The 23117-nt window shown below is 33.1% G+C and carries 20 protein-coding genes; 11 read left to right on the top strand and 9 right to left on the bottom strand.

Annotation, left to right across the window (positions count from 1 at the left end; translation table 11 throughout):
* Positions 1-9: 9 nt before the first annotated feature.
* The 4 genes from FF125_RS17555 to FF125_RS17570 all read right to left on the bottom strand — a co-directional run bounded on the left by FF125_RS17555 (position 10) and on the right by FF125_RS17570 (position 4115).
* Positions 10-930 carry a hydroxypyruvate isomerase family protein gene (locus FF125_RS17555; protein ID WP_138950998.1) on the bottom strand — a complete coding sequence of 307 codons (921 nt, stop codon included), beginning with the start codon at positions 928-930 and terminating at the stop codon, positions 10-12.
* 63 nt (positions 931-993) lie between these two features.
* Positions 994-1821 (bottom strand): 3-keto-disaccharide hydrolase, encoded by an 828-nt coding sequence (locus tag FF125_RS17560; protein WP_138950999.1) that lies wholly within the window; start codon positions 1819-1821, stop codon positions 994-996.
* An 11-nt stretch (positions 1822-1832) separates the two neighbouring features.
* Entirely contained in the window at positions 1833-2417 is a 585-nt protein-coding gene (locus FF125_RS17565) for a gluconate 2-dehydrogenase subunit 3 family protein (RefSeq protein ID WP_138951000.1), read from the bottom strand.
* 3 nt (positions 2418-2420) lie between these two features.
* The gene (locus tag FF125_RS17570) at positions 2421-4115 is read right to left on the bottom strand and encodes a GMC oxidoreductase (protein WP_138951001.1); all 1695 of its coding nucleotides are present in this window, start codon (positions 4113-4115) and stop codon (positions 2421-2423) included.
* A gap of 170 nt (positions 4116-4285) precedes the next feature.
* On the opposite strand from FF125_RS17570, the gene FF125_RS17575 reads away from it, so the two are divergent.
* The 9 genes from FF125_RS17575 (at position 4286) to FF125_RS17615 (ending at position 14752) form a co-directional block, all read left to right on the top strand.
* Positions 4286-5248, top strand: coding sequence for a sugar phosphate isomerase/epimerase family protein (locus tag FF125_RS17575; protein ID WP_138951002.1), 963 nt, complete (start codon positions 4286-4288; stop codon positions 5246-5248).
* Between the two features lie 17 nt (positions 5249-5265).
* Entirely contained in the window at positions 5266-6441 is a 1176-nt protein-coding gene (locus FF125_RS17580; protein WP_138951003.1) for an MFS transporter, read from the top strand.
* A 20-nt stretch (positions 6442-6461) separates the two neighbouring features.
* Positions 6462-7601, top strand: coding sequence for a Gfo/Idh/MocA family protein (locus FF125_RS17585; protein ID WP_138951004.1), 1140 nt, complete (start codon positions 6462-6464; stop codon positions 7599-7601).
* Between the two features lie 13 nt (positions 7602-7614).
* Positions 7615-8670 (top strand): sugar phosphate isomerase/epimerase family protein, encoded by a 1056-nt coding sequence (locus tag FF125_RS17590; RefSeq protein ID WP_138951005.1) that lies wholly within the window; start codon positions 7615-7617, stop codon positions 8668-8670.
* A gap of 34 nt (positions 8671-8704) precedes the next feature.
* On the top strand, positions 8705-9442 hold the full coding sequence (locus FF125_RS17595; RefSeq protein WP_138951006.1) for a 3-keto-disaccharide hydrolase: 738 nt from the start codon (positions 8705-8707) through the stop codon (positions 9440-9442).
* On the top strand, positions 9442-10254 hold the full coding sequence (locus FF125_RS17600) for a 3-keto-disaccharide hydrolase (RefSeq protein ID WP_138951007.1): 813 nt from the start codon (positions 9442-9444) through the stop codon (positions 10252-10254). The genes FF125_RS17595 and FF125_RS17600 overlap by 1 nt, the downstream gene beginning before the upstream one ends.
* Before the next feature lie 23 nt (positions 10255-10277).
* Positions 10278-10730, top strand: a complete 453-nt coding sequence (dtd, locus tag FF125_RS17605) for a D-aminoacyl-tRNA deacylase (protein WP_138951008.1) — start codon at positions 10278-10280, stop codon at positions 10728-10730.
* Positions 10731-10808: 78 nt separating this feature from the next.
* Complete coding sequence (locus tag FF125_RS17610; protein ID WP_138951009.1) at positions 10809-12725, top strand: DUF3857 domain-containing protein; 1917 nt, start codon at positions 10809-10811, stop codon at positions 12723-12725.
* 32 nt (positions 12726-12757) lie between these two features.
* Complete coding sequence (locus tag FF125_RS17615) at positions 12758-14752, top strand: transglutaminase domain-containing protein (RefSeq protein ID WP_138951010.1); 1995 nt, start codon at positions 12758-12760, stop codon at positions 14750-14752.
* Between the two features lie 119 nt (positions 14753-14871).
* Here FF125_RS17615 and feoB read toward each other — a convergent pair whose 3' ends face one another.
* From feoB to FF125_RS17635, 3 genes are all read right to left on the bottom strand, one after another.
* Positions 14872-16980 (bottom strand): ferrous iron transport protein B, encoded by a 2109-nt coding sequence (gene feoB / locus FF125_RS17625; RefSeq protein WP_138951012.1) that lies wholly within the window; start codon positions 16978-16980, stop codon positions 14872-14874.
* The gene (locus FF125_RS17630; protein ID WP_138951013.1) at positions 16959-17213 is read right to left on the bottom strand and encodes a FeoA family protein; all 255 of its coding nucleotides are present in this window, start codon (positions 17211-17213) and stop codon (positions 16959-16961) included. The genes feoB and FF125_RS17630 overlap by 22 nt, the downstream gene beginning before the upstream one ends.
* Positions 17214-17311: 98 nt before the next feature.
* Positions 17312-17983 carry an SCO family protein gene (locus FF125_RS17635; protein WP_138951014.1) on the bottom strand — a complete coding sequence of 224 codons (672 nt, stop codon included), beginning with the start codon at positions 17981-17983 and terminating at the stop codon, positions 17312-17314.
* A gap of 64 nt (positions 17984-18047) precedes the next feature.
* On the opposite strand from FF125_RS17635, the gene FF125_RS17640 reads away from it, so the two are divergent.
* Together FF125_RS17640 and rseP are read left to right on the top strand one after the other, a co-directional pair.
* Entirely contained in the window at positions 18048-18977 is a 930-nt protein-coding gene (locus FF125_RS17640; protein ID WP_175418954.1) for a T9SS type A sorting domain-containing protein, read from the top strand.
* A 178-nt stretch (positions 18978-19155) separates the two neighbouring features.
* Positions 19156-20505: an RIP metalloprotease RseP gene (gene rseP / locus FF125_RS17645; RefSeq protein ID WP_138951016.1), complete on the top strand. Its 1350-nt coding sequence runs from the start codon at positions 19156-19158 to the stop codon at positions 20503-20505.
* Positions 20506-21114: 609 nt separating this feature from the next.
* On the opposite strand, the gene FF125_RS17650 is transcribed toward rseP, so the two are convergent.
* Positions 21115-21408, bottom strand: a complete 294-nt coding sequence (locus tag FF125_RS17650) for a F0F1 ATP synthase subunit epsilon (RefSeq protein WP_138951017.1) — start codon at positions 21406-21408, stop codon at positions 21115-21117.
* 18 nt (positions 21409-21426) lie between these two features.
* Positions 21427-22938 (bottom strand): F0F1 ATP synthase subunit beta, encoded by a 1512-nt coding sequence (gene atpD, locus FF125_RS17655; RefSeq protein WP_138951018.1) that lies wholly within the window; start codon positions 22936-22938, stop codon positions 21427-21429.
* Positions 22939-23117: the final 179 nt, after the last annotated feature.

Raw genomic sequence — 23117 nt, forward strand, 5'->3', positions numbered from 1 at the left:
CTTATGTATTTAAAATTTTGAAACTTCTTTATAGGCATTAATCACTGCAGATTCCCCTTCTTTATTTTTCATTGAATTTCCATGCTCCATTCCTAATATTCCGGTATAATTCTTTGAATGAATAAATTTAAAAATATTTTTATAATTTATTTCACCCGTAGTTGGCTCTTTTCTACCTGGGTTATCTCCAATTTGGAAATAGGCTATTTCATCCCAAGATTGTTCTATATTTGGAATAAGGTTACCTTCTTGAATCTGTTGATGGTATATATCGAATAATATTTTACACGATGGTGAATCTACAGCTTTACAAATTTGATATGCCTGTGGCGATTCAGATAAAAACAAACCTGGATGATCTCTAAAATTTAACGGCTCTAAAACCATCGTTATATTATGGGGTTCTAAAATAGCCGAAGCTTGCTTTAAAGCCTCTATGACATGTTCTGTCTGAAAGTCCATATTTTGACGTAAATCTACATGACCTGGCACAACAGTCATCCATTTCGCATTTACTCTTTTTGCAACTTCTACAGAAGCTGTAATTTCAGCTAAAAACTCAGCTCTTTTTTCTTTATTTCCCGACGCTAAATTAGGTTCTTTCCAATAAATTTTATGTGCCACAAACACCCCCATTTCAAGATCTCGCTTTTGCATTATTTTGGCAATAGCCTCTTGTTCAACTACAGTTCGATTTCGCATTTCATTATCTTCAAAGGCAGTAAACCCCTGATCTGCTATAAAATTAAGTTGTTCACTAATAGCTTTACCTGCTAAATTTTCAAACATTCCTTCATGTGGAGCAAATTTTAAGGGAAAGATTTCCTTTTTAATACCCTTATTATTACTATTCAAAGGAAATAAGGAAGTACTCGCCAACGCAAAAGAACTTGCTAGTGCCGTTTTTTTAAGGAAGTTTCTACGTTGCATGGTTTTATTTAATTGATTTTAGAATCTGTATTTCTTTACCTACCTAAAAGCATCATTTGTATTTTACTTTAACTCCATCAATTCAATATTTCGAAATTCTACGGGATGACTTTCACTTTGCAAAGAAAAATAACCACCTTTCACAGGTTCTCCAATTCTATCTTTATATTCACTGCTGTAATCATCCATATCAGCCCCACCAATTTGCGGCTTTGAATATCTCATCACTTCTTTATCATTAACTTTATGAATAATTAATGAATCATTATGAACTTCAACTTCCAAATTAACCCATTGTTCGCCGTAATACGTTGGAGAATTTGAATCGTTACAATGTGCAGTAACCAATTCTCCATCCATAACCACGTTGGTACCCGGTGTACAAAGGTTTGCCGTTGGCCTCGGGTCTGTTGAACTTATACCACCCAACATTTGTACTTCAATACAAAGTGGAAATTTTTGATCTTTACTCATCTTTTTCGGATCTTCACAATGTATCATAACACCACTGTTTCTTTCAGCCCAACCCGGACCATCTTCTAATTGAGTTCCCGTAAAGCGATATTCCATCCTTAATCTGTAATTTGAAAAAGGTGTTTTATAAAAGAGATGCCCAAATGTTTCTTTAAATCCGTCCTCATACGCATCGTATGATACTTTGATTACTTCATCTTCAACTCTGAATGTATTGTGAATATTTTCACCTAAAGCATAGCCTCTAATTTTCGGAGTCCATCCCTCCAAATCTTTACCATTAAATAAAGAGATCCAATTTTCAGTTGTTTCTGAAACCAACGGGTTTGCTGTTTTTTCATTTTCCGTTTTTGTCTTGCAGCTAAATACCACAAAGATCAATAAGCAAATATATATTAGGTTTATTTTTTTATACATTCATTTCTGTTTTACAAGGACCACGCTTTACCTTTGGTTTCTTCTATTGATATACATCCTTTTTGAACGCCAGGAACAGGGTCATACGCCAATACATTTTCTCCAATTTCTTCACTTGTCCTATAGGCCCATACAGCTCTACCACGAATTCCCTTTAAAGCATCAAAAACTGTTTTTTCTTTATCCGTAAATCCACTTTGTTGTTCTGAAGAACTTCGTAAATATTTTGACAACATATTTTCAAAGTCTGATGGCTTTAAAATCATAGGATTTTTATCCAAAACACCCAATTCATCTAATAGTGCATCAATCTTATTTTTATAGTCTTCTTTACCTTCTGCTGTTGCCGTTTTTGAAACGTATAAATCAATAAATTCAGGCACATTCACATCTAGAGCTCCTGGTGACGTGTTTGTTGTCGGTAAAATAAGATCAACTAAATTTCGTAAAACATAACCTTGGTTTACCGATAAAAAAACAGGTTTCCATAAATCCACTTCTGTTTTACACCCCTGAAGCATACTTACTATTGCTGGTGTAGCCACCACATAACCTAATGATAAGCCTAAGCCTTTAATGGCATCTCTTCTATTCATTATTTAAGCTTTTTTCGATTTGAATTGTTTTACTGCATGTTGAGCCGCTCTCGCTGTTATTGCCATATAAGTTAACGACGGATTTTGGCAGCCCGCAGATGTCATACATGCACCGTCTGTAACATAGACATTGGGTACTGTATGGATTTGATTATTAGCATTAAGTACCGATGTTTTTGGATCTCTCCCCATTCTAGCCGTACCCATTTCGTGAATACCTATACCGGGAGCATGTCTTGAATCAAACGTACTGACATCTTTAAACCCCGCTTTCTCGAGCATTTCTGCGGCCTGCTGTTTCATGTCTTCACGCATGGTCAATTCATTCTCCTTCCATTCCGCATCAAAAGTAATCGTTGGCAACCCCCAATCGTCTAACTTTTCATAATCTAATGTCATTTTATTATCATGATAAGGCAAGCATTCCCCAAATCCGCCTAAGCTCATTTTCCATTCTCCGGGTTTTAACATCGCTTCCTTGTATTCTGCTCCATAACCCAATTCTGCCACATGTTCTGCAATTCCATATCTACCACCACCACCTTGATAACCATATCCTCTTAAAAAATCTTTTCTTTTTGTATTTTTATCTCCTAAATTTCTAAATCTCGGAATGTAAATTCCATTGGGTCTTCTTCCTTTATAATATTTATCTTCATAACCCGCTACAGTTGCACGAGCCCCTACTCCTAAATGATGATCCATAATATTATGACCTAACTCACCCGAATCATTACCTAATCCATTTGGAAAACGGTCGGATTTCGACTGCATTAAGATAGATGCCGAAGCAATAGCCGAAGCACAACAAAAAATAATATCCGCTTTAAAAACATGTGTCTCTTTAGTATCAGCATCAATAACTTTGACACCTATAGCTTTTTTTCTCTGATGATCATATATAATTTCATGGACAATAGAATTCGGTCTTAGCGTCATATTACCCGTTATATCTGCGGCAGGTAACGTTGAAGCATTACTACTAAAGTAACCTCCATAAGGACAACCTCTAATACATCTGTTTCTAAATTGACAATTGGTCCTTCCGTCGTGCGAATGATCACCAGTAATATGGGCAACTCGCCCAATAGTTAGAAGTCTATCTTTATAATTTCCTGCAATTTTTTCCTTAAACTCTTCCTCTACACAATTCAATTCCATTGGGGGACTAAAAATTCCATCTGGCAATTGTGAAAGCCCAAGATTCTCGCCACTTACTCCAATATAGCGTTCCACATAATCATACCATGGTGAGAGATCACTATAACGTATGGGCCAGTCTACACCATGTCCATCTTTTACATTCGCTGTAAAATCTAAATCACTTAATCGATAACTCTGACGTCCCCAAGTAATAGAACGTCCACCAACATGATAGCCCCGCATCCAATCGAATCGTTTTGTTTCATTATAAGGATGCTTCACATCATCGACAAACCAATGTTTACTTTCCGCTTTTGTAGTATATCCTGTTCTCCCTTGCTTTTCTTGTCTTTTTCGCTCTTCAGGTGTTGTACTTCCGCGAAGCTCCATATCCCAAGGATCATCATTCATCGTTGGATAATCTTCAACATGAGTAATCATTCTTCCTCGTTCCAATACCAATGTCTTTAACCCGCCTTCACATAATTCTTTGGCGGCCCATCCACCACTAATTCCTGTTCCTATTACAATAGCATCATAATCTTCTTTTATCATATTATCTTTTTGGGTTTTAAACTTTTAAAGGCATTTTACTTAACAAAAAAAGCTCAATTAAATTAGGTATTGAATAATTTTAAAGCCTAAATTTAATCAAATTATTAATATTCTAATGAAACTTTTGTAATTTTATCATTCAGAAAAAAAATCAAACCATCCAAACAATTATGAATAAAAATTTATTTTTTGCATTGACTGCATTGTTTCTTATAACAACATCAATTACATCTTGTAAAAAGGCGAGTCCAACATCAGAAAATCAAGAAGAACCTACCCAAGTAAAAGAGCCTGGACCCTTTTTTAAAATATCATTAGCACAATGGTCTTTAAACAAGGCAATTCGAAATGAAAAAACATTAGACCCAATGGATTTTGCTCAAAAGGCCAAAGAATTAGGTTTTGAAGGCATTGAATATGTAACTCAATTATATAATGAGCAGTTAAAAACGATGGGCATGGAAGCTCTTCAAGATTCTTTAAAAGCAAAAAGTACCACCTATGGTGTTCAAAACGTTTTGATTATGGTTGATGGAGAAGGAAACTTAGCTTCATCAAATGAAAAAGAAAGAAACGAAGCTATTGAAAATCACAAAAAATGGGTCGATGCCGCTGCATTTTTAGGTTGTCATTCCGTTCGTGTTAATTTAAGTGGAGCTACTGAAAAAGAGGCTTGGATAGAGGCTTCAGTAAAAGGCTTAGGTGATTTAGCAAAATATGGAGCAAGTAAAAACATCAATGTTATTGTAGAAAACCATGGAGGTTTATCTTCAAACGCAGATTTATTAAGTGAGGTTATGACGAAGATAAATATGGATAACTGTGGCACGCTACCTGATTTTGGTAATTTTTGTATTACCAAAGAAGATGGAGAATGTATTGATATGTTTGATTATTATAAAGGCACTGAAATACTAATGAAACATGCCAAAGCAGTAAGTGCAAAATCTTACGATTTTGATGCTAATGGAAATGAAACGACTTTAGACTATGAACGCTTGTTACAAATAGTTAAAGATGCTGGATATACTGGTTATATTGGTATAGAATATGAAGGTGAACGTCTAAGCGAAGAAGAAGGTATACAAGCCACAAAAGATTTATTGATCAATGCTTCAAAAAAATTAAAATAATTAACCCAAACTAAATTATGAATGAAATAAATAAAAAAAGGCTTTTTTATGCCTCGTGTACGGCCTTATTAGTAACCGCCATGACTTTTGCAATTAGAGCTAGACTTGAAACCGTTTTTGGACCAGAAGGTGTTGGTTTAACGTTAGAACAAATTGGATATGCTTTTACACCAGCTTTTTGGGGATTTACGTTAGCGATGCTTTTTGGAGGACCATTGGTTGATATTATTGGAATTAAAAAGATAACATGGATAGCATTTATTATGCATGCTATTGGAATTGTTTGGACTATAATGGCCAAAGACATGTCGTCTTTATTTATTGCCACTTTATTTGTTGGCATAGGAAATGGAATGGTTGAAGCCGCATTAAACCCTATGATAGCATCAATGTACCCTGAAAACAAGACAAAAATGTTAAATCGTTTTCATGTTTGGTTTCCTGGCGGCATCGCGATTGGTGGGGTAATGGGATGGCTTGTTATGGATGTTATGGAGCTGAGTTGGCAAGTAATGGTAGGCGTATTATTTATTCCTTTAGTTATATATGCTTTTATGTTTTTAGGACAGAAATTCCCAGTTACTGAACGTGTACAACTAGGTGTAAGTACTAGCAATATGTTTAAAAGCCTTGGCAAACCCTTATTCATTTTTATGGCAGTGTGTATGATGCTTACAGCTGCATCTGAATTAGGTACCACACAACGTATTGAATCACTCTTAAAAGAATCTGGAACAGTACCTTTATTAGTATTAGTATTTATAAATGGAATTATGGCTTTTGGAAGAGCATTTGCTGGTCCAGTAATTCATAAATTAAGTCCATCAGGTATGTTGTTATTTTCTGCCATTTTCACCTTTATCGGATTGTGGTTGCTTACCATAACTTCTGGAGGAATGATTTTTGCAGCAGCAGCAGTTTTCGCCGTTGGAGTAACTTTTTTCTGGCCTACCATGTTGGGATTTGTTGCCGAATATTTACCAGAAACTGGGGCCTTAGGCTTATCTATTATGGGAGGTTTAGGAATGCTATCTGTATCTATTGTATTGCCAATTATGGGAAAATTAATGGACGAAGCTAGTGCACATGAAGCACTTAGAACCATGTCTATATTACCTGCAATTTTAATCGCTGCATTTATTGGGCTTTTCATTTATATGAAAAACAGAAAAACAAAAACAATAAAAGAATAATTATATTAAATCAATTTTAAATGCCAAAAAAAATAAAACTCGGAATTTTAGGTGGTGGCGGTGATTCTTTAATCGGCGTATTACATCGTATTGCCTCACATATAAATGATAATTATGAAATTGTGGGAGCGGTTTTTAATCCCGATCTTGGTGAAAGCATAAAATTTGCTAAAGAAATAGACATTCCCACCAACAGGATTTATAATGATTTTGAAACTTTAGTTGAGGAAGAGTTAAAACTACCCAAAGAAGAAAGGATTCAGGTGTGTTCTATTTTAACACCTAACTTTTTACACTTTCCAATGGCTAAAAAATTGTTAGAAAATGGTTTTCATGTGATCTGTGAAAAGCCAATGACAACAACCTATGATGAAGCTAAAATTTTACAAAAATTATTAGATAAATCCAATTTAGTGTTTGCGGTTACCCATACATATACAGGTTACCCAATGACACGTCAAATGCGTGAAATGATAAAATCTGGTGCACTTGGAAAAATTCAAAAAGTAGATGCTCAGTATTATCAAGGTTGGATTAATCCAATTATTCACGATAAATCAAAACGAGGTTCCACATGGAGATTAGACCCTGAGAAATCTGGAATTAGTTGTTGCATGGGAGATATTGGTGTGCACGCTTTTAATATGATTGAGTTTACAACAGGCTTGCAAATAAAATCAATTTTAGCGGACCTCAATTATTTATATGACGACAATAAAATGGATATTGACGGTACTGTTTTAGTGCGATTTGAAGGTAATGCCAAAGGGGTAATTCGCTCAAGTCAAATAGCAACTGGAGAAGAAAATGGCTTAACCATTGCCGTTTACGGAGACAAAGGAGCATTGAAATGGGAACAAGAAAATCCTAATTTTTTATATGCTATGAGTGATGATAAACCCGTGCAAATATATAAACCTGGACATGCTTACAATTCTGAATTATCGTTAGATGGCACCAAATTACCACCTGGACATCCAGAAGGTATTTTTGACGCTATGGCTAACATTTATTTAGGTGTAGCCAGAGCAATTAGAGGTGAGAAATACAATTCAGGAGAATTTCCAACAATGAATGACGGTGTTCGTGGACTGAATTTTATAGAAAGTACTGTAAAATCTCATCAACAAGGAAATAGTTGGGTAAATTTGATCAAATAATTAAAATTAAAAAATGAAAACAATAAAAGGACCTGCAGTATTCTTAGCTCAATTTATGGGCGACACTGCTCCGTTTAATTCTTTAGATGGTTTATGTAAATGGGCAAGCGATTTAGGATATAAAGGCATTCAAATCCCCACTTGGGAAACTAGGTTAATTGATATTGATAAAGCTGCAGAAAGTAAAACCTATTGTGATGAATTAAAGGGTAAAATTAATAGTTATGGTTTAGAAATTACGGAACTCTCTACGCATTTACAAGGGCAGTTGGTTGCCGTACACCCTGCCTATGATATTATGTTTGATGGTTTTGCACCAGATAAGGTAAAAAACAATCCGAAAGCAAGAACAGAATGGGCGGTACAAACGGTTAAAAACGCAGCCATTGCGAGTAAACATTTAGGCTTAAATGCTCATGCTACTTTTTCAGGATCTTTACTATGGCATACAATGCATCCTTGGCCTCAAAGACCTCCAGGATTAGTAGAGATGGGCTTTGAAGAATTAGCAAAACGATGGTTACCTATTTTAGATGTTTATGACGAAAATGGTGTAGATGTTTGCTATGAAATTCACCCAGGAGAAGACCTCCATGACGGCGATACTTTTGAACGCTTTTTAAAAGCTACCGGCAATCACAAACGTGTTAACATTTTATATGACCCCTCACATTTTGTGCTGCAACAATTGGATTATTTGGCATATATAGATCATTATCATGAATTCATTAAATCTTTTCATGTAAAAGATTCTGAATTTAATCCGACAGGAAAAAAAGGAGCTTTTGGTGGCTACAATAATTGGGTAGACAGAGCTGGCAGATATCGTTCTCTCGGAGATGGGCAAATAGATTTTAAAACAATTTTCTCTAAACTTACACAATACGAATGTGATGTTTGGGCGGTAATGGAATGGGAATGCTGTATTAAAAGCCCGGAACAAGGAGCCAAAGAAGGTGCTATTTTCATTAATAATCATATTATAGAAGCTACAGAGAAAGCTTTTGATGATTTTGCCGGAGCTGATATTGACAAGGAAAAATTAAAAAGAATTTTGGGCATTGAATAAATGCCTCATTAATTATGAATTATAAATAAGTACAATGAAAAAAATAACAATACTCTTACTTGCCGTTTTAACGTTTTCATCATGTAAAAATGAAAAAAAAGAAACAGAACTTAATGACGAAGCTAAAACAAAATCTGATTTAAATAAAGAAACTAAAGACAATTGGATAGTTCTTTTTGATGGCAGCTCTTTAGATGCATGGCGAGGATATTTAATGGACAGTGTGCCCTCTGGATGGTCTATACAAGACAATACTTTGGCTTTTACGCCAGGTAATGGTGAAGGTCAAGATATTATTACCAAAGAAAAATTTGAAAATTTTGAGTTATCAATAGATTGGAAAATATCTGAAGGTGGTAATAGCGGAATTTTTTGGAGCGTTTTAGAAGATAAAAATGCGAAAATTTATGAATCTGCATTGGAAGTTCAAGTTTTAGATAATGAAAGACACCCTGATGCAAAGGCTGGCACAAGTCATCAAGCAGGAGCGTTATATGATTTAGTTTCACCAACTTCTAACGTAGTGCACCCAGCTGGAGAATGGAACACAGCCGTTATCAAGATAAATCACAACACCAATGAAGGCTCTTCTACTCTAAATGGCACTCTAGTTGCTACTTTTCCACTTCAAGGAGAAAAATGGGATGAAATGATTGCCAACTCAAAATTTAAAAATTGGACAAATTTCGGTAAAATACATAATGGATATTTAGGTTTGCAAGACCATGGCAACAAAGTATGGTTCAGAAATATAAAAATTAAAAAATTATAATGATTAAAAAATTAATTCTTTCAGTTGTTGTTCTGTCTTTTTTCGGATGTAAGGAAACAGTAAAATCAAATGACGTATCTGAATCACCCCTTGACACTATTAGTAACATTTCTAATCAAGAAAAAGAGCCCACCAAACCTGAAGAAACTGAAATTTGGGAACCTAAACCTCCAAAAGTAAACCTCGGAAAAAACAGAGTCCCTTCTGATGCCATTGTGCTTTTTGATGGTAAAAACCTAGACGAATGGATTGTAGCAGAAGATTCTACCGCTGCCAAATGGATTTTAAATAAAGATGGAAGCATGACCGTTAACAGTGGTTCTGGCACTCTACAAACCAAACGCAATTTTGGAAGTATCCAGTTACATCTAGAATGGAAATCGCCTACTAAAATTTTAGGTAAAGGCCAATCTAGAGCCAACAGTGGTGTTTTCATTCAGCAGCGTTATGAAGTACAGATATTAGACAATAACGACAACGACACTTATGTTAACGGACAGGTAGGAGCCATTTATAAGCAATCTATTCCGGCAGTAAACGCTGCCGTTCCCACAGGAGAATGGAACATTTACGACATTATTTTTCATACTCCGGAATTTGATGCTAGTGGTAAAAAAATAAAATCTGGAACAATGACTGTTTTACATAATGGCGTTTTAATTCAAGATCACTTTGAAATTCAAGGAGCAGTAGCCTATATCGGTTGGCCAACCAACGAACCTCATGGAAAAGCTCCCATACAATTACAGGATCATAATGATGGAAGTAAGCCAAGTTTTAGAAATATATGGGTAAGAGAGCTAAAAAGCTAAAACAAAATAAATTTAAGTAAAAAGTGAAAGCTGTAATTCAAAGAGTAAGTCATGCCTCTGTAAGCGTTGATAACAACATAATTTCTTCTATTAATAATGGACTATTGGTCTTATTAGGCATCACAGAAAATGACACCAAAGATGACATTGATTGGTTGTCCAAAAAAGTATTGAATCTTAGAATTTTCAATGACGAAAATGATGTTATGAACAAATCGCTCATTGCAATAGATGGAGAACTTATTATAGTCAGCCAATTTACGCTCTTAGCAAGTACAAAAAAGGGAAATAGACCTTCTTATATTAAAGCCGCTAAAACTGATGTTGCAATACCTCTATACAACCAATTCATTTCTGTAACAGAAAAAGAGTTTGGCAAAAAAGTTGGGACTGGCATTTTTGGTGCAGACATGAAAATAAACTTATTGAATGACGGTCCTGTAACTATTGTAATAGATACTGAAAATAAAATTTAAAATATTATAAAAATTGTAACGTTTTGGGTATAAGTTTGATATATTTGTGTATCAACGCCCCACGCTAAACACTACTTTATGTATTTTAAACAGTTACTTCTTTTTGTAACCTTATTTTCCTTTCAATTTATTTATTCACAAGATTTTGATGTAAGTATTTTATCTATTCCAGATAGTTTAAAACAAAATGCTAATTCCGTTATACGGAATTCAAGTACTAAAATAGTATTAGAGTCGTCAAAAAAAATGACTGTTACTCGCAGTAAAACAATTACTGTCCTAAATAAGCTCGGGAATCATAATTCTGAAATCGTAATACATTATGACTCATCTAACGACATTAAAAATGTAAGAGCATACGTATACAATGCATTAGGTGTTGAAATAAAAGACATAAAAAAACGCGATTTCATAGACAGAAGTGCCGTTGATGGCATTTCATTATTTAATGATGGCAGACTTATTTATTACGACTATGTTCCAACTACATATCCATATACAATTTCTTATGAATATGAGCTAGAATCTTCAAATACAGCTTTTATACCAAGATGGTTCCCATACGCATCGTATAATCAAGGTGTTGTTAAAAGTAGTTATGAAATCACATATCCTAATGATATAAAAATTCAAAAGGCTGAGAAAAATTTTGAACATTTTAATATCATTAAATCGGAGAAACCAACTACTATTAGGTATGAAATCAACAACTCACCCGTTATAAAATATGAAGAATTATGCCCTTCCTCTTTAGAAGTAATGCCTTGGCTTATTGTTGCCAGCAATAAATTTCGATTAGAAAATGTAGATGGATCTGCCAACAATTGGCAAGAGTTTGGCAAATGGATGTATGACAATTTAATTGTGAGTAGGACTGCATTACCTGAGAGTACGAAAAATAAAATAAAGCAAATGGTTACAGGCATTGATGATCCTGTTGAAAAAGCTAAAATTATATATAACTATGTACAAGAAAAAACTCGGTATATAAGTGTACAAGTGGGTATTGGCGGATGGATGCCTATGCTAGCTACAGATGTAGACAAGTTAGGATATGGAGACTGTAAAGCACTTACTAATTATACAAAGTCTTTACTAGATGAAGCTGGCGTTACCTCTTACTACGCACCCGTTTATGCTGGTGGAGATAAAAAAAGCATGGAACAAGATGTTGTCTCTGTTCAAGGAAATCACGCATTTTTATATGTTAAAGGAAATAATAAAGACATATGGCTTGAATGTACAAGTCAAACAGTACCATTTGGTTATCAGGGAACGTTTACAGATGATAGAGATGTATTATTAATAACACCAGAAGGTGGAAAAATAAAACATACGGGTATATACAAAACCGAAGATAACTTCCAAAAAACAAATGCCAACTATAGCATTAATAATGACGGCAACATTGAAGCAGGTGTCACTATAAATTCAGGAGGTATTCAATATAACAATCATTACGGCTTAGAAAAACAACCTAAAAGAGATATAGAAAAATATTACAAGTCTAACTATTGGTCATATATTAATAATATGACCGTAAAAAAGTATGACTTCTCAAACAATAAGGATAGTGTAATATTTAATGAAAATATTGAGCTCGCCGCCTCGAAATATGCATCTTTCAGTGGTGACCGAATGTTGTTTACTATAAATGCTTTTAATCGAGCATTAGAAGTACCTAAACGTTATCGAAACAGAAAACTTCCATTTGAAATAGCACGTGGTTTTATTGATACGGACGAATTTAAAATAAAATTACCTGAAAATTACAATATTGAAGCCTTACCAAATAACATAAAAATTGAAAATAAATTCGGGAGCTACGAACTAAACATTCAAAAAATTAATGAAAAAGAATTAAAATATAGTCGAATATTTAGGTTAAAGGGAGGCAACTATAATGCAAAAGAATATAAAGCTTACAGAGATTTCAGAAAGAGTATTGCCAAACAAGACAAGTCAAAAGTTGTGCTTACAAAAGCAGCTCCATAAGATTATTTAAAGGATAATACAAAGATTAAACTATGAAAAAATTAATTATTACCGCACTAGCAATGCTATTAAGTTTACCTATAATAGCACAAGACATAAAATTCGGAAAAGCAACTAAAGAAGAGTTAACTGAAAAACTTTACCCTCTAGATTCTTCTGCAAATGCCGCAATATTGTTTAAAAAAAGAAGGTCACATATTGAGTATTCTCAAGGAGAGGGTTTTTACTTAGTTACAGACGTTCATGAACGTATTAAAATATACAATAAGGATGGATATGATTGGGCTACTAAAAGCATTTCTCTATACCAAGGAGGTGATGATGAAAAAATTTCTATTAAAGCCAACACCTTTAACTTGACAAATGGAAAAATTGAAAAAACGAAGCTTAGTAAAAAAGATATTTTTGTTGAAAATGTAAATAAATATTGGAAGCGAACTAAATTCACAATGCCAAATTTAACAGAAGGTTGCATTGTAGAATGGGACTACACAATTACTTCTCCTTATTATTCACGTATAGACGATATGGAACTACAGTCTTTTATTCCTATTAAATATATAGAATCAAAAGTAGAAACACCTGAGTATTTTGTCTTTAAAAATGTAATGAAAGGTTATCACCCTGTTGATTTAGTGCGTGATTCTAAACGATCTTCTATTACATTTAACAACAAAGAACGGAATGATAACGGAGCGGCATCATACAGCCAAAACAAAATTGACTACCAAACAAATATAATTAAATGTACTCTAAAAAATGTACCAGCACTAAAAGAAGAACCTTATGTAAATAACATTAATAATTATATTACAGCTTTAAAGTTTGAATTAACGAGTACTCAATTTCCCAATTCACAGGTGGAATTTTACAACACCACTTGGGAAGATGTTACTAAAACAATTTATGAAAGCAGTAATTTTGGTGGACAGCTCGATAAAAAATCACATTTCAAAGACGATTTAACAGCATTAATTAATCTAACTGCTCCCGAAAATGAAAAAATTACTAAGATTTTTGAATTTGTAAAATCAAAAATTAAATGGAATGATTTCACTTCGAAATACACCAATGATGGGGTAAGAAAAGCGTATAAAGATGGTGTGGGTAATGTTGCAGAAATTAATTTAACTTTAGTAGCCATGTTGCGAGAAGCTAATTTAAAAGCGAACCCTGTATTAATAAGTACTCGTGATCATGGCATCCCTTTTTTTCCAACTAAAGAAGGATTTAATTATGTAATTGCAGGAGTTGAAACGACCTCCGGTATTGTTCTATTAGATGCTACTGAAAAATACAGCACACCTAACGTTTTACCACTTAGAGATTTAAATTGGAATGGTCGTATTGTTAGAGAAAATGGAACCTCAAGCGAGGTTAGTCTATTTCCAAATGATGTAGCAAAAGAGATGGTTTTTATAATGGCCCAAATAGATGATGAAGGCATTTTATCGGGTACTGAGAGATCTAGTTACAATAAGTTATTAGCCTTAAATGTTAGAGCTAGTCAGAATAACAAAAATGAAAATGATTTAATAGCAAAGCTTGAAAAAGATAATGATAATATTGAAATTGATGAATTTAAAGCCAACAATAAAGTTGATATTTACAAGCCAATCTCTTATCAATTTGATTTTGAAAGCGATAGCCAAGTTGAAATTGTTGGTGACAAAATATATTTTTCACCACTGCTATTTCATACAGAAAAAGAAAATCCGTTTAAATTAGATGACAGGAAATTCCCTATTGATTTTGGCACCCCTTTTCAAGAAAAATATAATGTAACACTAACATTACCCGCAGAATACAAAATAGAATCATTACCTGAAACCATAGCCTACGCTACACCTGAAGGTTCAGGGTCATATTCATTTATGTGTAAAGTAACCGGTAATATACTTCAAGTATCATCTATTTTAAATATGAAAACTTCAATTATAGCATCTCAAAATTATGGAGCTATAAAAGAGTTTTACAAACAAATGATTAGTAAACAATTAGAGAAGGTGGTACTTTCAAAAATTTAACAACCGCAATCACTTTTACAGCCAGTTTTCTTTTTTGATTTAAAAAAGTACTTTTTTATCAAAAAAGATATAGCTAAGCCCAGTAAAATATATACTAAAATAGATTGAATCATAGTTATTTAACTTAATACAGTAAAGGTAATAAAAGAAGCCAAATAAGCCAAGGCCGTCATGCCAAAAAGCTGTAGCAATGGCCATTTCCAGCTATTTGTTTCTCTTTTTACAATAGCCAAGGTACTTACACATTGCATTGCAAAAGCATAAAAAACCAATAACGACATTCCTACAGGGAAATTGAATCGTTTTTTTCCTGTATCCTGGTTTATTTCTGCCCCCATGCGTTCCTTAATCGTGTTCGTATTCTCATTATCTTCTACACTATAAATAGTTGCCAAAGTACTTACAAAAACCTCTCTGGCAGCAAATGAGGTTATTAAGGCAATTCCAATTTTCCAATCGTAACCTAAAGGTTTTATTGCGGGTTCAATGGCCTTACCTGCAATACCTATATATGAATTCTCCAATTTATAGGTGGCTATATGCTTTTCTAATTCATCTTGATTTAATTGCTTATTTTCCACTCTATTCTTAACAATTTCTTCTGCATTGTCAAAAGAAGCCGGACCATTAGAAGCTAAGAACCATAATATAATAGAAATTGCTAAAATGATTTTACCAGCACCAAACACAAATGCTTTAGTTTTTTCTAAAACGGTAAATACTATATTTTTTAATGAAGGTATTTTATAGGCAGGCATTTCAATTATAAAGAAACTTTTACCTTTTACTTTTAACGTTTTATTTAATAACCATCCTGATACAATAGCAGATGCAAAACCCAATAGATACAATGACATTAATGCCAAACCTTGCAGGCTAAAAATACCTAAAATTCTTTGCTGTGGTATAATTAAGGCTATTAAAATAGCATATACAGGTAGGCGAGCAGAGCATGTTGTAAATGGTGTCACCAAAATAGTTACCAGACGTTCTTTCCAACCTTCAATGTTTCGTGCAGCCATTATTGCCGGAATGGCACATGCGGTACCAGAAACTAATGGTACAACACTTTTACCACTCATACCAAATCGACGCATAATCTTATCCATTAAAAAAACAACCCTACTCATATAGCCAGTTTCTTCAAGAATTGCAATGAATAAAAATAGTATGGCAATCTGGGGAATAAAAATAACGATACCACCAATACCGGGGATAATACCTTCAACTAATAAATTGCTAAATACACCTTCTGGTAATTGATTTTTCGTCCATTCACTTAAATTGGCAAAAGTGGAGTCTATTAAATCCATCGGAACAGTAGCCCAATCAAAAATTGATTGAAAGATCAATAATAATATAAGAGCAAAAATTAAATAACCAAAAATTTTATGGGTAAGTACTTTATCAATTTTATGACGCATACCCGTTGCTTTTTCAGCATCAGTTGTATACGTTTTTTTAAGTATATGATTAATGTACTGGTACCGCAGAATCGTTTCCTTATTCTGCATTTTATTGAGCTTTACCTTGTCAGCTTTAAAACTCTCAATACGGTCTTTAAATTTCGGAGGTATTGAAGTAAGATTTTGGCTTTGAGTTATTAAAAGCCAAGCTTTGTATAATGAAGTATCAGCAAATTTTTCTTTTAGTTCTTTAAAAAACTGTGCATCAATTCTATCAGCTATTTCTGCAATTTTTAATGTATTCGCCTCTTTATAGTTAACTATTGCACGTTTCACTTTACCGATCCCCAATCTTTTACGAGCACTGATTAGTACTACTTCTGATTTCAATTCCTTTTTAAGCAATTCAATATCTATGGAAATTCCTCTTTTTTCCATTCGATCGGACATGTTGATAACTAAAATGGCAGGTATTTCTAAATCTTTAATTTGGCTAAATAAAAATAAATTCCGTTTCAAGTTTTCTACATCAGCAACAACGACAACGACATCAGGATAATTACTTTTATCAATACCTATAAATGTCTGTAAAACAATATTCTCATCTAAACTTGAAGGGTTAATACTATAGGTACCTGGCAGGTCAGTAATTTTAGCAAAGACTTCTCCTTGCAGCTTGGATGTTCCTGTTTTTTTCTCTACAGTTACACCGGGATAATTGCTTACCTTTTGATTTAAACCTGTTAACTGGTTAAACAAAAGTGATTTACCAGTATTAGGATTACCTACTAATGCTACATTTATGACTTCAGAATGTCGCATAAATTTTTGATTTTGGTAACTTTTATAAGCGAAGCTGTTTCTTTTCTAATCGCCAAATGACTTCCGTTTACTTTAATATATAAGGGATCCTTAAGGGGTGCTATTTGCATTAACTCCACCTCTTTACCAGGTAAACATCCCATTTCTAATAGTTTTAAGGGCACGCTATCAAATGGAATATCATCAATAATTCCAATTTCTCCCACGATAAGATCTGCTAAGGTAGTATTCAATTTTTATTTAGATTGATTATAAATACTGTGCGAAAATACACAATTTTTAATAAATCAATATGATAAATATCATTAAAAACTAACGATATCTAACAGTTTCAATTATTTTCCTTTAATAATTGAATATCTTTTATGATTTGTTGAATATCTTCTTTGTTCGTACCGTCATAGAAACCCCTAATTTGTTTTTTCTTATCAATCAAGATAAATTGCTCTGTATGAATAAAATCTTGTTCACCTCCATCACCTTCATCTAGCACAGCAAAATATGACTTTCTTGCCAAATTATAAATTTGCTTTTTGTCTCCGGTAACCAGGTTCCACTTATCATCTATCACTCCCTTTTTATCTGCATAAGCTCTTAAAATGGGTATACTATCAATTACAGGTGTAACAGAATGTGACAAAAATTTCACCGTACTGTCATTTTTAAAATAAGTTTGAAGATCTACCATATTTGTTGTCATTATCGGACATATACTTTGGCATCTCGTAAAAAAGAAGTCAGCTACATAAATTTTATCCTTATAATCTTGTTCTGTAATTGTTTCTCCATTTTGATTTGTTAAATGGAAATTAGATATTTTATGATTGTATTTAATATGCTTTACCGAATCGTCAACTAATCGTGGATTTACATCGGCAGGATTATAAACTGGTAATCTCTTTTTGGGAACCATTAAAAAGTACCCAATAATGACAAGTACAATAAATAAAACGCCAATTCTGACAACGGATGGAAGTGATTTTTTAAAGAATGATAAATCCATAGCATTTTTTTTATATATTTGGGGTGCCTTTGCATTTCCCCTATCCTTTGCAAAGTTATTGCTTATGAAGAAAAAATTACCCCTAATTCTATTAATTTTTTCATGTTTTTTATTCAGCCAAGAAAACTTGAATATACATGATGCGTATTTACAGGAATTGATTTCAATCCCTGAAGATGATGCTGCAATAAATATAGAAACCAACGATCCTAATTGGCGAAAAACAACTATTGAAAAAATTACATCAGAAAGTTATCGAGAACCAAGTTTTTTAAAAACAGCCATGGTTTTACATATGCTTAACTATAAGCTAGGTGATGAAAATTATATTAATGGTATTGACGCGTATTTATTAGAAATTAATGATAATAAATCATCAGCTTCAATAAAAGATTTTCAACACTCTTTAGAAGGGCAAACAGGAGAAGATTTATCAGACTTCTTTAATGACTGGACTGTTGGTAAGGGCTATCCTTCTTACGAAATTAGTTGGTTCCAAAATGGAAAAACAAATGAAATAACAATCGTTGCTTCTCAAATACAATCTGACCCATCTGTGACATTTTTTGAAATGCCAATTCCAATCAAAGTCAGCAATGATAATGGAGATTCTCAAATCATAAGACTTAAGCTTTCCGAAAACAAACAAAGTTTTACAGGTAAATTACCTTTTAAAATTAATACCGTTGAAGTTGATCCGGAACATCATATAATTAGTAAAAACAATACTGTGAAAAACGGTGTAGATCAAGAAATTCTGAGCACTAACATTTCAATATACCCAAACCCTGCTAAGAATTCATTAAACATTCAGAATGCTAGTGATGCTATTGTAGAAAAAGTATCTATCTACAATATGTTAGGTAAATTGGTATTAGAAGAAAGCAATCCTTTATTGGCAATTAATTTAAAGCCACTTTCATTTGGAATACATTTAGTAAAAATTGAAACCAATCAAGGTGTTTTGCATAAGACCATTTTAAAAGAGGAATAAAGTATCTAAATTATAATTCCACATTAAATCATCAGAATACTTTTCTCATCTTTTGCCATCGCCATCAATAAGCTAAGCCTCTACTTATTTTTAACAAACATTTTAAAATGCTGTTTTTATGTAATTGGTTATAAAACCTTACATTTGCAAACTGATTTTAAAAACGATAATATAGCAGATGGAGATTTTTATTAAGGTATCACAATTTATTCTTAGTTTATCTATTTTAATAGTACTACACGAACTAGGGCACTATATACCAGCAAAAATATTTAAAACACGCGTCGAAAAATTCTATTTATTTTTTGATTATAAGTTCTCACTTTTTAAAAAGAAAATTGGTGAAACTGTCTATGGTATAGGATGGATACCTCTTGGTGGATATGTAAAAATATCTGGTATGATTGATGAAAGCATGGATACCGAACAAATGCAGGAAGAACCCAAACCATGGGAGTTTAGATCAAAACCAGCATGGCAACGTTTAATTATTATGTTGGGTGGTGTTACGGTAAATTTTCTTTTAGGAATCTTTATATACATTCTAATGATGAACATTTGGGGTGAGCAATATTTACCTAATGAGAATTTAACAGATGGTGTATGGGTTCAAAATGAGTTGGGTGAAGAACTTGGCTTACAAACTGGAGATAAAATACTAACCATTGATGGCGAAAAAATTCAAAAATTCCGCGATCTTTTTCTAGAATTTATAAACGGCAATGCGTATACGATAGAAAGAAATGGTGAAGTAATTGAGAAAGATATTCCGGTTGATTTCATCTCCAAATTGGTTGATGGAGAAAAAGAAGATGCCAATTTTTTATCACCAAGAATACCTTTTTTTATAGGTAAAGTAATTGACACCTTGCAAAATGCAAATAGTGGCTTACAACCAAAAGATATTGTTGTAGCCATTAATAAAAGACCTATCAAATACTTTGATGAGGTTGATGCTGAATTCAGTAAACATAAAAATGAAAAAGTTACGCTCACCGTTAAACGAGACAACAGTACAGAAGATATTGATGTAACATTAGATAATGATGGTAAAATTGGTGTACAACTTGCGATGATGCCTCAAAGTGATATGGAAAAATTAGGGTATTATAAATTTGAAACCAAAACTTACACGTTTATCGAAGCTATACCCGCTGGAATGAATAAGGCCTGGACAACGTTTTCGAGCTATTTAAAACAACTTAAAAAAATCTTTAACCCAAGTACTGGTGCTTACAAAGGCTTAGGCGGATTTATCTCTATTGGGAGTATTTTTCCATCAACTTGGGATTGGCAAACATTTTTAAGTATTACAGCCTTCTTATCTATAATGTTAGGGGTAATGAATTTATTACCAATACCTGCTTTAGATGGAGGTCATGTAGTCTTTACATTATATGAAATGATTTCAGGAAGAAAGCCAAGTGATAAATTTTTAGAGTATGCTCAAATAGCTGGTTTTATCTTTCTAATTGCGTTACTATTATTTGCAAATGGTAATGATATTTATAGGCATTTATTTAAGTAGTGTTTAGGTACAAAAATTATAAAAAAAATGCCACTCAAAATTTGAGTGGCATTTTTTATGATATCTGACTCATAAATTAAATTTACTTACCATCTTCTTTTTCTATCAATTATTTAGCTCTTTCTGCACGCTTAACGCGTCTTTTATAAGAAGATGATAAAAGAGCCTTGACATCTTCCTAACTTCGCTCAAATAAGCTGAATTTTAACATGCTCATTGCATCAATTGATAATTCATACCCTGTTTTACAAAATAAAGAGAGCCATACGCATCAGAAGTGGATTCATGGGATTATGAAAACCATCCATTTACAGTAACCATAGAAAAGCAATTAACACAAACGTTGTTTTTATTCTCAATTTTTGATTTACTTATTATAGTAACGAGTAGCGGATAAGGCTCCCAAAAATAAAACGTTTCTTTTAGTATTTTTAAATTTATGAATACAAAATTTAACAAAAATCGGTTGGGCTTTCGACCTGTTGATAGCAAATAAATACACCTATATCCTGAGATATTGAGAGGGAGGTTCATTAAAAAAACCTCAACGAAATAATCATTGAGGTTTTAAAATTCTTATAGAATATTAATTAATTTTAGATAATTGACTTAATCAGCTAAAATAATTACGTTGTTATCTTTCAATTCAATAGTTCCTGATTTTATAGGAAATATTAAAATTTTATCATCATCAGGATGCTTTGTTAATCTTCCTGATAAATCGCTAAACTCTTCATGATCTTGCGTATGTGTATGTACTTTTACAACGCCTTCAATTAATAAAGAAACGATTGGTGCGTGATTCTCAAGCATTTGAAATTCACCATTAATTCCAGGTACAGATACCGAATCAACATTCGCATTAAATATAACTGCTTCTGGACTTACTATTTCTAATTTCATGATGTTTTGATCTTTAGTCTACGCTTCTTCTGCCAACATTTTCTCACCAGCTTCAATAGCTTCTTGTATAGAACCTTTTAAGTTAAAAGCAGATTCTGGAAAACGATCTAATTCACCATCCATAATCATATTAAAACCTTTAATAGTATCTTTTATATCAACCAAAACACCTGGAATACCAGTAAATTGTTCTGCTACGTGGAAAGGTTGAGATAAGAATCGTTGTGTTCTACGTGCTCTGTGTACAACTAATTTATCTTCTTCACTTAATTCTTCCATCCCTAAAATAGCGATGATATCTTGTAATTCTTTATAACGTTGTAATAATTCTTTTACATTTTGTGCACAGTCATAATGTTCTTGACCTAACGTCTCAACATTTAAAATTCTTGATGTAGAATCTAACGGATCAACCGCAGGATAAATACCTAATTCAGAAATTTTACGAGAAAGTACTGTAGTTGCATCTAAGTGAGCAAAAGTTGTTGCTGGTGCTGGATCTGTTAAATCATCTGCAGGTACATATACTGCTTGTACAGAAGTAATAGAACCTGTTTTTGTTGAAGTAATACGCTCTTGCATAGCTCCCATTTCAGTTGCTAAGGTTGGTTGATAACCCACCGCTGAAGGCATACGACCTAATAAAGCCGAAACCTCAGAACCCGCTTGTGTAAAACGGAAAATATTATCTACAAAGAAAAGTACATCTTTACCTTGACCATCTCCTGCTCCATCACGGAAATATTCAGCAATGGTTAAACCTGATAAGGCAACACGTGCACGTGCTCCAGGTGGTTCGTTCATTTGTCCAAAAACGAAAGTCGCTTTTGATTCTCTCATTCCCTTTTTATCAACTTTAGATAAATCCCATCCACCTTCTTCCATAGAATGCATAAAGTCATCACCATATTTAATAATACCAGACTCTAACATCTCACGTAGTAAATCATTTCCTTCTCTAGTTCTTTCACCTACTCCGGCAAAAACTGAAAGCCCACCATGTCCTTTGGCAATATTATTAATTAACTCCATTAACAATACTGTTTTACCAACTCCTGCTCCACCGAATAAACCAATCTTACCCCCTTTTGCATAAGGTTCAATTAAATCAATTACTTTGATACCTGTAAATAAAACTTCTGTTGAAGTTGATAATTCATCAAATTTTGGTGCTTTACGGTGAATAGATAAACCATTTTTCCCTTCTTTAGGTAAATCACCTAATCCATCAATAGCATTTCCAGTTACATTAAACAATCGTCCATAAATATCATCACCAATAGGCATTTGAATAGGATTACCCGTTGCAATAACTTCATAACCTCTACTTAAACCATCAGTAGAGTCCATTGCAATACAACGAACAGTATCTTGTCCAACATGTTGTTCAACTTCTAGTACTAGTATTGAACCGTCTTTTCTGTGAATCTCTAGAGAATCATGAATTCTAGGAAGGTCAGATTCAGTCAAAAATTCAACATCTATTACTGGACCAATAATTTGAGCAACTTTACCTGTAACTTTAGCCATTATTTATAATTATTTTGGTTTCAATTTAATTCGAAATTATTGCAATTAATTAACCCTATATAAGGAATGCAATATATTCTCGTTTTTACGAAGTGCAAAGGTAAATTATTTATACTTATTCTAAAAGTGTTTTTTTAAATAATTTTTAAATCATAGCACTTTGATTATCAGTACTTATT

This window comes from Aureibaculum algae (assembly GCF_006065315.1).
GTDB lineage: Bacteria > Bacteroidota > Bacteroidia > Flavobacteriales > Flavobacteriaceae > Aureibaculum > Aureibaculum algae.

Coding starts and splice junctions, on each gene's coding strand:
- FF125_RS17555 (WP_138950998.1), bottom strand. CDS start 930: ATGCAACGTAGAAACTTCCTTAAAAAAACGGCACTAGCAAGTTCTTTT.
- FF125_RS17560 (WP_138950999.1), bottom strand. CDS start 1,821: ATGTATAAAAAAATAAACCTAATATATATTTGCTTATTGATCTTTGTG.
- FF125_RS17565 (WP_138951000.1), bottom strand. CDS start 2,417: ATGAATAGAAGAGATGCCATTAAAGGCTTAGGCTTATCATTAGGTTAT.
- FF125_RS17570 (WP_138951001.1), bottom strand. CDS start 4,115: ATGATAAAAGAAGATTATGATGCTATTGTAATAGGAACAGGAATTAGT.
- FF125_RS17575 (WP_138951002.1), top strand. CDS start 4,286: ATGAATAAAAATTTATTTTTTGCATTGACTGCATTGTTTCTTATAACA.
- FF125_RS17580 (WP_138951003.1), top strand. CDS start 5,266: ATGAATGAAATAAATAAAAAAAGGCTTTTTTATGCCTCGTGTACGGCC.
- FF125_RS17585 (WP_138951004.1), top strand. CDS start 6,462: ATGCCAAAAAAAATAAAACTCGGAATTTTAGGTGGTGGCGGTGATTCT.
- FF125_RS17590 (WP_138951005.1), top strand. CDS start 7,615: ATGAAAACAATAAAAGGACCTGCAGTATTCTTAGCTCAATTTATGGGC.
- FF125_RS17595 (WP_138951006.1), top strand. CDS start 8,705: ATGAAAAAAATAACAATACTCTTACTTGCCGTTTTAACGTTTTCATCA.
- FF125_RS17600 (WP_138951007.1), top strand. CDS start 9,442: ATGATTAAAAAATTAATTCTTTCAGTTGTTGTTCTGTCTTTTTTCGGA.
- FF125_RS17610 (WP_138951009.1), top strand. CDS start 10,809: ATGTATTTTAAACAGTTACTTCTTTTTGTAACCTTATTTTCCTTTCAA.
- FF125_RS17615 (WP_138951010.1), top strand. CDS start 12,758: ATGAAAAAATTAATTATTACCGCACTAGCAATGCTATTAAGTTTACCT.
- feoB (WP_138951012.1), bottom strand. CDS start 16,980: ATGCGACATTCTGAAGTCATAAATGTAGCATTAGTAGGTAATCCTAAT.
- FF125_RS17635 (WP_138951014.1), bottom strand. CDS start 17,983: ATGGATTTATCATTCTTTAAAAAATCACTTCCATCCGTTGTCAGAATT.
- FF125_RS17640 (WP_175418954.1), top strand. CDS start 18,048: ATGAAGAAAAAATTACCCCTAATTCTATTAATTTTTTCATGTTTTTTA.
- rseP (WP_138951016.1), top strand. CDS start 19,156: ATGGAGATTTTTATTAAGGTATCACAATTTATTCTTAGTTTATCTATT.
- FF125_RS17650 (WP_138951017.1), bottom strand. CDS start 21,408: ATGAAATTAGAAATAGTAAGTCCAGAAGCAGTTATATTTAATGCGAAT.
- atpD (WP_138951018.1), bottom strand. CDS start 22,938: ATGGCTAAAGTTACAGGTAAAGTTGCTCAAATTATTGGTCCAGTAATA.